Origin of the sequence: Neoluteolibacter marinus, from assembly GCF_014904755.1 — a bacterium.
GTDB lineage: Bacteria > Verrucomicrobiota > Verrucomicrobiia > Verrucomicrobiales > Akkermansiaceae > Haloferula > Haloferula marina.
This window is the reverse complement of sequence record NZ_JACZFQ010000107.1, coordinates 25061-40069: the sequence shown is the minus strand read 5'-3', so window position 1 is coordinate 40069 and position 15009 is coordinate 25061. Positions and strand designations below refer to the sequence as shown.

Genomic DNA, 15009 nt, shown 5'->3' with positions numbered 1-15009 from the left:
AAGGGAAATACCCGCGGGATTCTCATCCGCGGGCAGCGGCCGGGACCGGCCCGCCGAGGAGCCGCCGGGCGGCGAATTCCCCCCAGACGATACCGGCAATATTGGCCAACCAGTCGAAGCCGTCGAAACTCCGGCAGGGAATGAAGGCCTGCGAGCCCTCTTCCAGGGTCATCAAAATCCCGACGATCAGGCTGCCGAGCATGATGCGGCGCGCTTTCCCGGGGGGGCTGCGCCCGTCCAGCAGCAGGTTAAGGAGGCAGGTGAGGATGCCCACCAGAACGAGGTGCCCCCATTTGTCACCGAAGGGGACCGATCCCGCCAGCCGCCAGAGGATATCGCCACGGCCCCGGTCCGCGGTCACGATGATGCCCGCGAAAAACACGGCGAAAGTGGTGAAGGAGAGGCGGACGATCCACGGCTTCATGGAACTCCGTGAATGGCGGCCACGGCCGCCGGGGTCAATGAGGTGCGGCTCGTTCACCGTGAATTCACCCAGCCTTCAGGGTTCCTTCACCCGTTGGCCGATTCATGCTCGTCTCGATCACGCAGGATCGCCTCGAGTTGGACCACGCGATCGCCTTCCGCCTTGGAGCGCAGGGCTTGGAGGAGGACACCGATGAGGAAGACCATCTGGCCGAAAAAGGCCCCCAAGAGCAGGGTCTGTTGGATGAGGATCACGCGGTCGACACCGCTCGGTAGTGTTCTTTGGATGACGATTGGGTAGACCCGGGCCGCGATGGCCATGATGGCGGAGAGAACGGCGCCACCCAACATCAGCAAGCTGCCAGTGGCTCGTCGACGGAACTGGATGATGGCGATGGCCACCATCACCGTGAGCAATAGCAGGTTGCAAGCGGTCCAGACGATCTGAATGCCGGAAAAGAATGTGGAGGTGGGCACGGATGGTTGGGATGCTGGCGAAACTCAGGACAAGCGGTCGCGGAAGTCCGCATAGTCGAATTCACGGATGGTTTCCAGCCTCCCGTCCTCGTGCTGGAGAACGATGGCGGGGTGGGGGACGCCATTGAAGGTGGTGGTCTTGACCATCGTGTAGTGCGCCATGTCGTCGAAGATGAGGACGTCACCGGTTTCCAGCGGGCGGGGGAAGGCGTAGTCGCCGATCACGTCCCCGGCGAGACAGGTCGGGCAGCCGAGACGATAGAGGTGGTCACCTGTCTCCGAGGCGGGAACGTAGGTCTCGCCTTCGAAGGTGACCGCGGGCCGATCATTGTTGGAACCTGGAGCTTGAAACTTGGAACTTTCCCCTGCCAGGAAGACCTCCGGGCGGTAGGGCATTTCCAGCACGTCGGGCATGTGGCCGGTGGCCGAGATGTCGAGGATGGCCAGGCGGTGGCCGGCGCTCTCGAAGACGTCGATGACCGTGGCGCGCAGCACGCCGGTGTGGATGGCGGCTGCTTCGCCCGGTTCGAGCCAGACTTCGACGTCGTATTTCTCCCGTGCCTCGCGGACGAGGCGGATCAGGCGCTCGCGGTCGTAGAAAGGCTTGGTGATCCAGTGGCCGCCTCCCATGTTGAGGTAGGTGAACTGCGGCGAGTGGAGGAGGAGGCCGAACTTCTCGTCGACTGCCGCCAGTGTCTTCTCAAGGTCGTCGGAGTTCTGCTCACAAAGAGTGTGGAAATGCAGTCCGGACAGCCCGGTCAAGTCGGCGCTTTCGAGCTGGTCGGCGGTGATGCCGAGCCGCGAACCGGGCACGCAAGGGTCGTAGAGCGGGGTCGAGCCGGTCGAGCACTGCGGGTTGATGCGCAGGCCGCACTGGAGCTCTCCGGACTTGAAGCGCGGGTGCGCCATGACCATTTCGCGGAAGCGGAACCACTGTGACAGCGAGTTGAAGTCCAAGTGGTGGGTGAACTCGCAAAGCTGGCGGATCTCCTCTTCCTGATAGCCGGGCGAGTAGGTGACGACGTGCTTGCCGAAGTAGTCGCGCGCCAGCAGGGCCTCCCACAGGCCGGAGGCACAGCAGCCGTCGAGGTCGTCGCGGAAATGCGGGAAGGCCTTCCAACAGGCGAAGCCCTTCAATGCGAGGACGATCTTGCAGCCCGCGGCATCGGCGGTCTCGCGGAGCAGGGCGGTGTTGCGCTTGAGCGCGGCGATGGAAATGACGAAGGCGGCCACGCGCCGACGATGATCCGCGGATCCGTCCCGCGGAAAGAGAAAAGCCGGAGACCGCGGGGTGCGATCTCCGGCTCGGTGTTGGATCAGTCGTTGAGCGTGATCCGGTAGAAGGCCTTGCCGGCCGGCGGGGCCGGATCGGTGAAGCTGGCGGTGCCCGCCGTGCCGGGGAAGGTCGCCTGGAGCAGGTCCCAGGTGCCGGTCAAGGTGGTGCTGCGTTCGATCTTGAACGTCACGCCCACGACGCTCGGCCACTGGATCTCGCCGCCGGCGGCGCGGGTGGCCGCGAACCGGGAGGAGCCATTGTTGGGGATCAGGCCGAGGCGGTACTCGGTCAGGTTGTCGGTGCCGTCATGGTCGAAGTCTCCTCCGTCGGATTCGTCGAGATCGCCGAAGTAGAGCAGCTCCCAATCGTCGTCGATGTTGTCGTCGTCGGCCCCGGAGAAGTGGAATCCGCTGGCCGGGCGGGCGATGGAGCTGATCCGGACTTCGTCGATCACACCGACGAAGCCGTCGGTGCTGCCCCCGGTGGAGCGCCCTTCATTGCCGATGGTGAAGTCCGGCGCGGCGCTGATCAGGTCATCGGTCATCTGCGCGGACAGGATCGCGTTGGCCTGGGTGCGAGCCGGGTTCATCGCGGTCCAGTAGAGCTTCAGGTTGCCGGCGGTGTTCTCGCTGCCGTTGTAGGTGACGGCGACATGGAACCACTGACCTTGGGCGATCGCGTTCGGGTCGGCACCGGAGGGCAAGGGCGCGGACAGCGACTGCACCCCGACCTCGCCGTGGAGGTTGATGAACTCCAGCAGCGGGGTGGTTCCCGCGACGTTGCCCGGACCGCCGATCGGGACGATGCGGAACTGCCAGACACGGCTGGCTCCGGCATCGCTTTCCCCGGTCACGATCTGCATCGGCGCCGTTGACGGGGTGGCAACGGTCGGATCGAAGTCGATCCGGACAACCGCCTCGAAGCTGAATTCACCGGCGGCTCCCGTGTAGATCAGCGAGGCGTCATCCCCGACCCCGTCGACGAGCGGCAGGGCGGACAGGACACCGCCGTTCGCGGTGCCACGGTTCGCCGAGGGGTTCAAGCCGGTGCCGAAGGCCGGCAGCGACGGACTCCACAGCAAGGCGCCGTTGGCGAGGTTCGTCAGCGGCAGGTCGTTGCCGACGGCATCGGGGGCGGGAGCCTTGACCGCGTCGAGGTGCCAGAGATGCAACGTGTTCGAGTCCACCGCATAGGGCTGCAGTGCTTCGCTGGCGTCCGCCGTGCCGTTGCCGTCGGTGTCACTCGGTGTCGAAGCGGTGAGCGTCGGGTTGGAGCCGGCATTCTGCTCGGCCAGGTTGTCGAAGCCGTCCCCGTCGGATTGCCCGGCGGCGGTTTCGTCGAGGTCGAGGAAGTAGAAGAGCTCCCAGCTGTCGATCAGCCCGTCGCCATCGGTGTCGATCGGGGTGAAGGCGGCGAGGTTCGGGTTGGTTCCCCCCGGTTCCGACCCGGCGACCCGCTCCTGGCCGTTGGTGAAGCCGTCGAGGTCGACATCGTCGGCGGCCGTGTATTTGGCGATGATGTCGAAGAAGTCCTCGCCGGGGAAATCGCGGAACCAGAAGACCTCATAGCCGTCCGGCAAGCCGTCGGCGTCGGAGTCGTAGGAGGAAAAGACGTCGTTGGGGTCGGTTCCGTCGCGGAATTCCGAGAAGTTGTCGTAGAGGTCGCCGTCGGGGTCGTCGAATTCGCCGTATTTCGCCAGGATAGTGGCCTCGGACTCGGCTTCGTCTTCGCGGAAGTTGGCGATCTCCCAAGCGTCCGGCAGGTTGTCACCATCGGAGTCGTCGGCGCTGATGACCGTCGGTCCGGCGTCGTGGAGGAACTCGCGTTCGTCGTAGGTCAGCGCGCCGTTCCAGATGCGGAACTCATTGTAGCGGGCGTTCGCGGTGTTGTCGTTGGTGAACTGGGAGCGGCCCAGGTTGTTCACCAGGTCGTTCAGCTGGGAGAGCTGGTTGGTCGTGGTGAAGGATCCGCGGAGGCCGGCCAGGTCGGCGGTGCCGACGGGGCGGGAATACCAGGTGACCAGCGTGCCGCTGTTGGTGCCGGCACCGGGTTCGATGGTCATCACGATGTGATGTTCGGTGCCCACGGTGTAGGGCTGGTTGGTGTTGTCGGAGAGGCTGTTGGCGATGTCCGTCCAGCCGACGCGATCGGTCGCCGCAGCGGTGCCCTGGGTCCACGACATGAACATGTATTCACCGGTGGAGCTGCCGAAGTCGAAGATGCGGGACCAGTTCTTGACGCTCACCTGGGTTCCCCAGAGTTCGATGGTGACCGGAGTTTTGAGACCCTGCAGCAGGTTGCTGCCGAGCTGGGCGTAGACCGATGTCGCGCGGTCGCCGCCGTCGAGCAGCAGGTCGGTCGATGACAGGGTGGAGTTGCCGCCGGCGAGGTTGTCGCCATCCGGGTCGATCAGCTGGACGGTGCTGCCGCCCACCGAGTCGTCGAGGTTGCCGTTGAAGCTCCAGCGGTGGCGGAGCTTGGCCTTCTCCGGAGTCCAGTCGATGTCGTCCGGGTGGGAGTTGGCGAGGAATTCGTCGAGGTTGGAGAAGGTGTCGCCGTCGGCATCCGCGTCCGGAAGCACGGCCGTACTGCCAAAGTAGTAGCTTTCCCAGGGGTCGCACATGCCGTCGCCGGTGCCGCCTTCCGCATCGGGGAAGGAGAAGCGGTCGAGGGGCAGGGATGAGGCGGCGTATTCCTCCGCGTTGGTCGCGTAGTCGTTGTCGGGATCGCCGGCACCGGTTTGGGAGGTGGTGTTGCCGAAATGGGTGATTTCCCAGGCATCGGGCAGCAGGTCGCCGTCGATGTCCGAAGGGGTGGAGAGGATGTCCTTCGGATTGCTCCGGCCGAGATACTCGTCGAGGTCGGAGACCCCGTCGCCGTCGGCATCCGCGCCTCCCAGGCCGGAGAGCTCGCCGAGGGTGGCGGCGTAGCTGAGTTCCCAATTGTCGTCCAGCCCGTCGGGCTCGGTGTCGTGGATGAAGAGGAAGTAACTCGGGCCGCGGGCGATGGTGCTGATGCGGACCTCGTCGATCTGGCCGTTGATGCCCTCGCCGGCAACGTTCCGGTTCTCGTTGCCGATGACCAGCGGTCCGGTGTAGCCGCCGACGGCGGCGTTCAGCGCGAGGGCCTGGGGCTCGCCGATCGGATTCACCGCGGTGGTGGCGGGGTCGACCTTGGTCCAGTAGAACTGGCAGTTGGTGCCATCGTAGACGAACGCGGCGTGGAACCATTGGCCGGTCGCGAAGGCGTGGTCGCCGGTGTTCGGGATCTCGCCGAAGCGCTGGCCGCCGTTGGTGATCTGGTTGAACTCGAGCCGTTGTCCGGTGGTGCCGCCGGTGGTGATGCGGAACTGGAAGCCGCGGTTCGCCGCCGAGGAATCGGTGCAGAGGATGTGGCGGTTGCCGGTCGCGCTGTTGGTGTAGACGAGGGCTTCCAGGGTGAATGGGTTCGCACCGCCAAGTCCGAGCGAGGAGAGGTTGACGGCGTCGGGGCTGAGGATCGCGCCGCTCTGGTCGGGTTCGAAGGTGCCGTTCGAATTGGCGTCGAAGCCGGCGAGCTGGTCGAGGTTCGCGCCGAAGTTCGCCGCATTGCCGAAGCCGCTGTAGCCGGTCGCGCCGAGGACCGTCGTGACGGTGGCGCCGGTCGCGGGGTTGACGTCGGTGGTGATCGCGTTGAGGCCGGCGTTCCCGGAGTTGGCGGCGGCGGAGCCGCCCGCGGCCTCGTCGAAGTGATAGAGGTGGGCCGTCTTGGAGTCGGCGGTGTAGGGCGGCCGCAGGTCGGCCAGGGCGGTGGGCGCGAGCATGCCGGAGGCCACGGCGATGCCGGCGATCGGATGGAGATCGAGTTTCATGGGTTATCTTTCGGAGATGTTGGAACCGGCTCGAGATGGGTTTGCCGGGTACAACGATCCGGGCAACATAGGCCGCCCGGACTCCGCCGATCAATCAGATGCGGGCTTCTCCCACGCAATGGGGAGAGCTTCAGAAGCCGCCTTCCGAGTATTCGATGCGCCAAAAGCGTTTGGACTCATCTGCGTCCAAGGGGACCTGAAAAACCAGGTTGGCTCCGGTGCCATCGCGCGTTTCGATCTCCGACCAATCCTCCATCCCGGTGCTGCTCCAGAGGCGGTAGCTCCAGCTCGGTTGGGATGGGCAAATGACCGTTGCCAGGCTTTCACCTGCGTCGATGGAGACCACCGGTTCGGGCGCATGGGCGAAGTAGCGGGCCGCGTCCCACTCCAACACCGAAATCCGGTCCGCGGTGTTGGACGGCGGGGAGTATCCTTCGCCTGCCGAGGCCTGATAGAGGAAGTGCAGCTGGCGGTCGCGGTCCCAGAGTTCGTTGTCGATGATCGGCTCGAAGTTGCCGAGGTTGTCATGGGTGAGGTCGAACTCGATCCAAGTCAGGCGGTCGGGATCCTGCGCCTTGGGTAGACTGTGGACGATGGTGATGCCGTTGTCGCCCGCGTTGTCGCGATACGCGACGATGATCCGGTCCTGGTCGTCGGTGACCACGACCGGCCGTCCCAGGTTCCGTACCGCGGACTCGGAGTAACGGGTGCCCGGCGGATCGACGGTGCGGTTGGAAACCGGCCGGGTTTGCCAGCTGCCGTCGTCGTGGCGGAAAGCGACCATGTACTGGCGGCGGAAGTTTCCCTGAGCGGTCTCCGGCGCCCACCAGGACGCGATGACCGGAGCTCCGGCGGCGTCGAGGCACATGCTGGCCTGGTTGATCAGGCTCGAACCTTCGGGGATGGTGAGGATGTGCTCGGCGGCGGTTGCGGGATCACCGCTTTCGCCGTCGCGGGAGATGGGCAGGGCGTAAGCGGTGCCATCCTGGCGTTGCCAGGTGAGTCCGGCGTCGGGGGAGCGGGCGAAGGCGAAGTTGTTGTTGGTCTGGTAGCCGTCGAAGCCGCCGGGCGAGTCGTTGCCGACCGGTTCATAGCGCCAGCACCAGGTTAGGATGAGGTCGTCCCCGTCGCCCCCCAGTTGCGGCATGTTCGGATAGGCGTTGTAGTTCGGTGTCCAGCCCGTGCCCTTGATGAAGGGCAGCTGGGTCGTCCCGGGCCGGTGCACGTTGTCCCAAGTCCGCATCGCGGTGTCGTAGCGATTGAGGTAGGTGTCGCCGTTCCCGGACGCCACCTCGCGGAAAAGGAACAGGAGGTCGCCGTCCGGCAGTTTCAGGAACTGCGGATAGGTCACGGTGTTCTCGCGGCCGGTCATGACGGTGTCGGGCCCCAGCTCGATGGGTTCGCTTCCGGTCACCGGCGAGATACTACGCGAGTAGTGGAAGGCGTCGCCGTGCATGCCCCACGAAAGGTGCATGTAGCCTTCGCCGTCGATCCCGTAGCTGATCACGTCGTGGCCGTCGGTGATTGCGTTGGCGGTGAAAGTGGGGTGGCGGAAGATCTCCCACTGCGACGAGCCGAGTGTCCGGCGACCAATCCAGATCGTGTTGTTGAATGCAGCTCCGGCATCGAACTGATGCCGCCCGTACCAGGTCACGAACTCCTGGCTGCCGACGGTTTTGAGGGAGGACCGGACAAAGGCAACCGTGTTGATGGCCGAGCTTCCGGCGTAGCCGAAGTCGCTGGTCGCATGGTCGCCGTCGTCCAAGGGGACCAATTTCACCGCGGTGCCGGCGGGGCGGGACGCCGGGTCGCTTGGATCGGTTCCGGCTTCGTGCTCCTGGAGGTTCCCGAAGCCGTCGTGGTCGGGATCCGCACCGCCATTGGTGGAAAGGTCGGGGAAATAGAGGAGTTCCCAGCTGTCCGGAAGCGCGTCGGCGTCCAGGTCGGCGGAGTTGGACGCGCGATGGTTCGGGGCGGACCCGTTGCCGAGTTCCAGCTGGTTGTTTTCGCCGTCGCCGTCCGGATCGTCGCCGGCCGATTGGGAAAGGCCGCCGAAGTAGCGGTTCTCCAGGGAATCGGGGAGACCGTCGGCATCGGTGTCCGCGGGCGTGGACTGCGGGTTCTTCGGGTCGCTGCCACCCTCGTATTCGGCGAGGTCGCTGCCCCCGTCGTCATCGAAGTCCGCACCGTCCAGACCCGACAATTCGCCGAGGTCGGCGGCATGGAGGTTCTCCCAGGCGTCGGGAAGGTCATCGTGGTCGGTGTCGGTCACCAGATCCAGCTGTGCGAATAGGAAGCCGGTCGCATCCCGCGCGACCCGGCTGACACGGACCTCGTCGATCAATCCAAGCAGGCCCTCGGAGGAATTGCCGGTCACCCGGCCTTCGTTGCCGATAACCAGCGGTCCGGTTACCGTGCCGAGGGTGGTCTCGGTGGACGAGCTGCCGATCTCGTTGGCGGCCTCGACCGTGGCGTCGAGGTGGGTCCAGTAGAGGCGGGTGGTCGTCCCGTCGAAGCTCACGGCGGCGTGGAACCAGCGGTCCGGGGAAAAGGCATGGTCCCCGGTGGTAGGAATGGCGGCGGTGACCGCGGCGGGGGCGGTGGCGATGAAGTTGAGTTCAAGCTGCCCGCTGGTGTTGACCCGGAACTGGAATCCGCGCGAGGAGAGGGCGCTGTCGGTGCAGATGATTTGGCGCGCGGCGCCGGTTATTGAGGGCAGTTTGACCAGCGCCTCGAGGGTGAACGCCCCGTCGCTGCCGGCCAATGTCGAGTGGAGGATCGAGTCGGGGCAGACGCTGGCGTTGCCCATCTGGAAACCACCGCTGCCATTGGCGTCGAGACCAACCCCGAGATCGGAGGCCGCGATGTGCGCGGCCGAACCGAAGCCACTGGACCCCGATGCACCGAGAATCGTGGAGTCGGTCGCTTGAGGGGTGGACGCGTCGTTGGCTGCCGGATTGCCGTCGAAGGCAATTCCCGGAGCAGCGCTCACCACCTCGTTCACTGCGACGGTTGAACCCGCCGTTTCATCGAAGTGGAACAAGAGCACCGTATCCGGGTCCACCGCATAGGGGCCGGTGATCGACGCGTGCATGGGCAACACGGCGGCGGTCGCAAAGAAGAGTCGGCGGGACAGGGGTGAAAACATCCGGCCGAACATGCACCGGATTTGCCCTCCGCCGATGCAGAAGCGGGAAAGTCCCATCAAATGGGGAGGCCGTCTGGACCGGGCCCGCCCCCCGACGGACCCGGCCCTATGCGTGCATACGCATCATCCAGCCGGAGATCAGGCGTGAGCCACGGGGTGGCTCGCCTCTGGGGAAATCGATTCGGTGCCTGTCGTGGTCAGTTTTTCCACCGCTTCATGGTCTTCCAAAAGGCACTCAAGCAGCACTTGGGCATCGTCATCGAGTCCAAGCCGTGTGGCAGACAAGCGTCCGGATTCGCAGCAAGCGATCTCCAGATGCTCGAGGCGGATGGCCGAGGCGATGAGCACCGCCTCCCGGACAGGGCCGGTGAGCGTCCGGGCGAGTTGCAGCTTGGCGCCCCGGATCAAACCCCGCATGGGCCTGAACTCGTCGCTCCCGTGGTCGAGACCGTGCCCGGCGAGAAGATCTAGCAATTGCTGCCGTTGAGCGCGGGTAACGCTCAGGTGGCGGTTGAGGACATCCCGCAGTTGCCGGCTGCCCGCCAGTCGCGAGTATTCCGGTAGGGTTGCAACCATCTGCGACTTTGCGCAAAGGATTTCCCGGAGCTGCTCGTGGTAGAGTTCTTTCAGGTCAACAATCATGGCGTGGCATCGGGGAAGATGCGGAAAACAGATCCGCCGGGAGGTTCCTGCAGTCGCCGTGCCGTCGTGCCTCAATGCTGATAACCAGAGTTTTGTGGCGGAGGGTTCTTTGGGGGCGGGTGCATCCTGCAACTGCGGGGCCTGTTTGAATCAAGCGGAATGCAATTGCCGGGGTCGGATCGGAAACCGGCCTCCGGCACGAAAAAGGCGCGAGCCGTGTTCCCCCCTAGGAACCGACCCGCGCCTCGTTTAAGGTCTGAGGACCGTTCGGTCCGCCTGCTGGTGGAAATTCCCCCCGGAATTCAGCATCAGCAACTCGGCGGTCGACCGATTTCTCAAACCCGGCTGCGCCGCCGAAGCGCCGCAACACGTCCGCGAAGAATGGCGAACAATCACCAAACCTAAAGAATCAAGTGTTCCCTAAAATGGCCACCTGTTCCCAAAATCGGCAGACTTCCGCCCGATCCTCCGGTCCGGGCGGATCTCACTTCGGCATGCCCGAAGCTTAAACGATGCGAACCGGCGTGCCATCTAAGCCTCTGGTTCCGTCCGCCGAAACCTTCTTCCAGTCGATCTCTTCCAGCTCCCTTGCCAGTTCCTGACTCATCTCCCTTGTGAGCTGGAACGTTCGGGTGGTTTTGTCCCCGGGAGCGCATTTTCGAAGGTAGATTGGCCGTCGAGAATTTTGCGCAAGTGCAGCGAAGCAATGCACTGAAGTTCGTGAAGGTGTGATCGATCGGGGGAAGAAACAATCGCGTCGATACCCTCCGGATGCCAGAGCCGGGCTTCCTCTCGAACCAGCAAACGCAGCTTCGACCCAACCACGAACTTCGAATCAGTCACAATGTAATCATATCGGGGTTTCTCGATTCTTTTATTCCGAATATGAGTGATCTCCATGCGGACCATGTCACTTTCGTCTCCCTTTCCCACCGGTTGGAGTACGACGCCTTGGATCTCAAAGTCGGTGTAAAGCTTTCCGAAGTCCCCCTCGATGAAGAAGCGTTTCCCGATATCCCGATAGGAGATGGCTTCCGGGGGCTCAGAAGGCTCTACCGCGAAGGATAGGGCGCTCAATGCGATCCACGTCCAAAGGGCCCTGAAGAAATGACTTCGTGCGGAATACATGGCTTGCGTCCCATACGAAACGTTGAAGGTTTAGGCAACCGTGCGGTGGAGCGATCAGAGCCGGGCGAACGAATGGCTTTGCCGCCGTTGCTTGGCATGGCTTGTTCGATTATCCAAGGATTGAGCCAGTGGTGCGGCAAAAGATCGACAAACTTTGCGCTGCGGCCCTCATCAAGGAGCACCCTGGCACTCGCGTTCCGCGGATCGATCTGGGCCAGGAACTCGCGGCATCACCCGCAAGGAGCAAGAATGGAATCCTCCGCCACAGCCACAATCGATTCGATCTCGGCTTCCCCTGCCTTGATCATCTCCGAGGCCGCTGCGTGCTCGGCACAGAAGCCAATTCCGCAACTCAGGTGGATGCAGACGCCGATGTAGATCTTCCCTGTCACGGATCGAATCGCCGCAGCTACCGTGGTAGTATCATGATCGGCGCGGCCCAAAGTCATGGGTCGCACATGCGATCGGGCTGCCGAGATCAGGGCTTCTTGGCTCGGGTTCATGTGTCTTTTGATGGAAATCGAAGGCGGCCTGCGCCTGTTCGGGAGCGAGTTTTCGGCTGTGGGTTGAAATTTGAATGGTTGTGGTGGACTGAACGAGCAGTGGGGCAGGTGTCAGGGTTGCCGCCTGGTTCAGCATTGATTCTGAATACGGATTCGCCTTGTCCAGTTTCAGGCCATGGCATCACTCAAAGAAGGGTAGATTGCTTGCGGCTGCGGAGGCAACGTCAGGATCAGGATCCGCAATCAGCGCCCCCATTGCATCCTTGAGCTCTCCGATCTGTCGATCGCCAATCTCGTCGCAGGCATACTCCCGCATGCGCGGGTTGCGACTAGCAAGTGCATCGCCAAGAATCGCGACTGAGTTGTCAGGTTCTGCATGCGAGAGGTAAACCATCGCCCTTGCGGCCAGCCGCTCGTCAGGACCAACAGCAAAAGGCTGAAGATCGTTGCGGGAGAACGGGAAGTGGCCAATCGCGATACAGCGGTGCAGTACGGTATTCACGAGCCTTGGAATTCCCGTATGAAATGCGAGATGCATCGCGCCGATCACGCGTTGATCCACAGTGCCGGTCCCCGCCAGAAAGGTGATTGCGGCGTCGCGCCGATCAAGGTCGGGATCGTCCAGAGACTTGGACAGCCTGCTGATTCCCTCCGGCCTATGTTTGGTGAGAGCAAAGGCAACTTCGTCTAGGCCTTCCTCTTCAAAATTGGAAGGCAAATCATCCGATCCATCCCACCACCGAAGCAGCTGGTCTAGTGTTGCGTTGTGTATTTCGCAATATGGTTCCATCGGCCATCTAACGCATTTCTGGCGAAGTTTCAGGATCATCGGCCCTCGGTGCGCGGCGCGGCGGGTGCGTCAGCAGCCGGCGTGACCCGCGGACAAGGGTTCGATGCATTTTCTGGTTCCCGTTCATTTTTAGACCATGGGTCGAAACTCAGGGGCCTGAAAATCCCCAGAAGGGAATCCTCCAAGTCAAGAACCCTGAACCTGCGGCTTAAATGTTTGAAATTGCTCCGTCGCCGATACGAAATCCCGCCACATTGAATTGAGGGTGTTGTCACGCCTGGCAGAAATTTCCCGCTCGATGAGCGGTAAGCAACCGAGAAAGCAGCCACCGAGATCCGAATCAACAAAATCCTTCAACGGACTTCCGAGCTTTTCGGAGAAGGCGCGCAGGCGGGAAATATAACACGATAGGTAATGGAGGTGATGGTAAGATGGGTCGACAGTATCAACCCCAGTCATCATCGCAGGATGGTGGTCCATATCGCGATGCTCGTCGCGAACTCCTCGCTCTGGGCGTAAGCCCGGGCGAGGTGCCCGAGGCGTCTCGGAGCCGCAAGGGCCACTGGCGGATGAGCCAGATGTCGCTGGTGCGGCACGCGCTCAACAACCGATGCCTTGAAGATCTGGGGGTGCCGGACATGAAGGCCGTCTGGAAAAGCTTCACTATGGGCCCTTGGCCCGGGTCTCATCGGAACCGCCCTATACGGTGCCGTGCGCAGGGTGGTGTGGGACCGGGGAGCTAATCACTCGCCGGGAGCCGATTCGGTCTTCTTAGGTGCATCGGTTGACGGCGGTGATCGTCTTGCAGCACGACATGAGGCAAAAGTAGATCTCGACACTGTCGCCATACTCACCCCAGATAGAAATATCGTCGGTCAGCACGCCCGTGAATGAAGCAAACACGTCAACTCTGACAGGCTTGTCCCTCCACTCGCACCTCTTGTTCTGGCACGGCCACTGAATCCCTCCTTGCACCGGGCTAAAACTGTCGCCGAATCGAACAAGCTTCCAATAGTCCAGGTCCTTCAGGAGTTGGAAGTCGGCCTTGCTCTCGGGATCCTCGTTGAAGTGATTGGAGCCGTGCTCGGAGGCAACGATGGCGCGATGCTGGACATATGAGAGTGGCACCAGGGACGCAGGGAGCTCAGGAAATTGATCTGGATAAGGGTAATCCTCCCCTTCGTCTACGTCCTCCTTGTGAAGTGCGCTAAGGATGGTGATCTTGTCATCACTATCGACCGAATACTGCACCTCACCGCCACCGAATCCGTATCGCAGCGGGTAATAGAGAGGGAGGAATCGAACGTCTGATTCGTCAGGCTCAATCGGCACCAAAGGATCATTCATGTCCAAGAGCATCATCAGGTGCATCGGCACCTTGTGCTTCTTGGGGACGACGCCGTCATGGCAAGATGGGCCGCCGAATCGATGCTCGTAGTCGCCCTTTGTGAAGCGAACGATCGATGGCCATGGGTCGTAGCGGCTCTTAATCATCTGTTTTTTGACCGAAGAGTGGATTGTATCGATTCGAGACTCTGACCAACCGTCTCCCCGGGGTCAATTGCCTTGAGCCGCCACGGGCGGGGCCATCCAGTTGACTGTTTTCCAGTAAGGTGCATCGCGTGCGTCACTCCCCCTGACGATACGCTTCCCGTGGATTCGTGCGGTTGCCGGGGGGGCGGAAACCCCGAATCGGGGGTTCCCCGGGATGCCTCGTACGACAACAACAAGTGATCGTCGTACTGGCCCGGTTTTGGCGCCTTCATCTTTCCCGCCGGTCGGGATGCGATGCTCCGCGGTCTTTCGGCACCCAGAGAGTGACGGCCGGTTCGGTCACGGGCCGGGAAGGGAACTTCCGGATCGCATGATCCGGCGGGTTCTTGACGCTGGAGGGGATTCCGGATGGATTGGCGAGATGGATTGGAAATCGATCGTAACGGGAGCTTTCGGGGCGGGATGCGTGTTTTCGCTTGTCTCGTGCGGCATGCACGGCAGCGCGGGGTTGACTGGAGCGACGGAGGACGCGCCTCGGGTGAAAAGGGAAGTGGGGAAGCTCGCGTCTTCGAAGATCACGGTGGAGACGCATGTGTTCACGGCGCCGGCTGGATTTGGTTTCGTGCCCGGGGAGGGGAAGCCGGCGGTGGCAGGCACCTATGCGCCGGAGGTGGGAGATCGATTTGTGAAGTCGCTTCCCCGACGCCGCGGTTTCGATCCGGTCGGGAATACTCCGTCGCGATCGACGGGGAATCCGGGCGAGGTGAAGCTGGTGAGGGACTTCGTCTATGCCACCGAGTATGAGCCACCGGTTGTGAAATCTGGAGTGGACGGTGCGCCGGCCGCGGTCACGCCGGCGACGCCGACTTCATTCGAGACCCGGGAACTCGGGTTGAAGATGAACTACACGGCGCGGCGAATGGCCGACGGGAGGATTGAGCTCAAGATGAACCTGATGCGGAGCGCCTTCCTGGGTTTCGTGAACTACGGATCGCCGATCACCGCGCCCGCGAAAGGGCTCTTCGGGAGGAAGATCGAGGTGACGCTAAGCGAGAACCGGATCGAGATGCCTGTGTTCGACGTCAAGACGCTCAAGACGGGGATCATCGTCAATGACGGGGACTACGTCGCGATCGACGGAATCGTTGCCAATACCTCAACCGACTGGCCCGGGTTCTCGGCGAGTCCCGATGCGGACGGTCTTACATCCGGCGCGAACCTCGTCGCCCTGATCCAGGTGAAGGCGGAATAGCAGAGCGCTCCCAGGGCGGGGCGCTT

General features: G+C 62.8%; 12 protein-coding genes. 1 reads left to right on the top strand and 11 read right to left on the bottom strand.

What is annotated here, in order from left to right:
- Nucleotides 1-22: 22 nt before the first annotated feature.
- From IG178_RS21485 to IG178_RS21435, 11 genes are all read right to left on the bottom strand, one after another.
- On the bottom strand, nucleotides 23-424 hold the full coding sequence (locus IG178_RS21485) for a VanZ family protein (RefSeq protein WP_193214645.1): 402 nt from the start codon (nucleotides 422-424) through the stop codon (nucleotides 23-25).
- A gap of 86 nt (nucleotides 425-510) precedes the next feature.
- Nucleotides 511-900 carry a hypothetical protein gene (locus tag IG178_RS21480; protein ID WP_193214644.1) on the bottom strand — a complete coding sequence of 130 codons (390 nt, stop codon included), beginning with the start codon at nucleotides 898-900 and terminating at the stop codon, nucleotides 511-513.
- Between the two features lie 24 nt (nucleotides 901-924).
- Nucleotides 925-2133, bottom strand: coding sequence for a carboxynorspermidine decarboxylase (nspC, locus tag IG178_RS21475; protein ID WP_193214643.1), 1209 nt, complete (start codon nucleotides 2131-2133; stop codon nucleotides 925-927).
- A gap of 83 nt (nucleotides 2134-2216) precedes the next feature.
- Nucleotides 2217-6026, bottom strand: coding sequence for a LamG-like jellyroll fold domain-containing protein (locus tag IG178_RS21470; protein ID WP_193214642.1), 3810 nt, complete (start codon nucleotides 6024-6026; stop codon nucleotides 2217-2219).
- A gap of 130 nt (nucleotides 6027-6156) precedes the next feature.
- On the bottom strand, nucleotides 6157-9174 hold the full coding sequence (locus IG178_RS21465; RefSeq protein WP_193214641.1) for a BNR-4 repeat-containing protein: 3018 nt from the start codon (nucleotides 9172-9174) through the stop codon (nucleotides 6157-6159).
- 138 nt (nucleotides 9175-9312) lie between these two features.
- Entirely contained in the window at nucleotides 9313-9816 is a 504-nt protein-coding gene (locus IG178_RS21460; RefSeq protein ID WP_193214640.1) for a YciE/YciF ferroxidase family protein, read from the bottom strand.
- Between the two features lie 603 nt (nucleotides 9817-10419).
- Nucleotides 10420-10944: a hypothetical protein gene (locus IG178_RS21455; RefSeq protein ID WP_226895664.1), complete on the bottom strand. Its 525-nt coding sequence runs from the start codon at nucleotides 10942-10944 to the stop codon at nucleotides 10420-10422.
- A 230-nt stretch (nucleotides 10945-11174) separates the two neighbouring features.
- Nucleotides 11175-11447 (bottom strand): cytidine/deoxycytidylate deaminase family protein, encoded by a 273-nt coding sequence (locus tag IG178_RS21450; RefSeq protein ID WP_193214638.1) that lies wholly within the window; start codon nucleotides 11445-11447, stop codon nucleotides 11175-11177.
- A gap of 181 nt (nucleotides 11448-11628) precedes the next feature.
- Entirely contained in the window at nucleotides 11629-12276 is a 648-nt protein-coding gene (locus IG178_RS21445) for a hypothetical protein (RefSeq protein ID WP_193214637.1), read from the bottom strand.
- A gap of 147 nt (nucleotides 12277-12423) precedes the next feature.
- On the bottom strand, nucleotides 12424-12717 hold the full coding sequence (locus tag IG178_RS21440; RefSeq protein ID WP_193214636.1) for a hypothetical protein: 294 nt from the start codon (nucleotides 12715-12717) through the stop codon (nucleotides 12424-12426).
- Between the two features lie 291 nt (nucleotides 12718-13008).
- On the bottom strand, nucleotides 13009-13731 hold the full coding sequence (locus tag IG178_RS21435; RefSeq protein ID WP_193214635.1) for a hypothetical protein: 723 nt from the start codon (nucleotides 13729-13731) through the stop codon (nucleotides 13009-13011).
- 538 nt (nucleotides 13732-14269) lie between these two features.
- Between IG178_RS21435 and IG178_RS21430 the strand changes: the two genes are divergently transcribed.
- Nucleotides 14270-14983 (top strand): type IV pilus secretin PilQ, encoded by a 714-nt coding sequence (locus tag IG178_RS21430; protein WP_226895663.1) that lies wholly within the window; start codon nucleotides 14270-14272, stop codon nucleotides 14981-14983.
- Nucleotides 14984-15009: the final 26 nt, after the last annotated feature.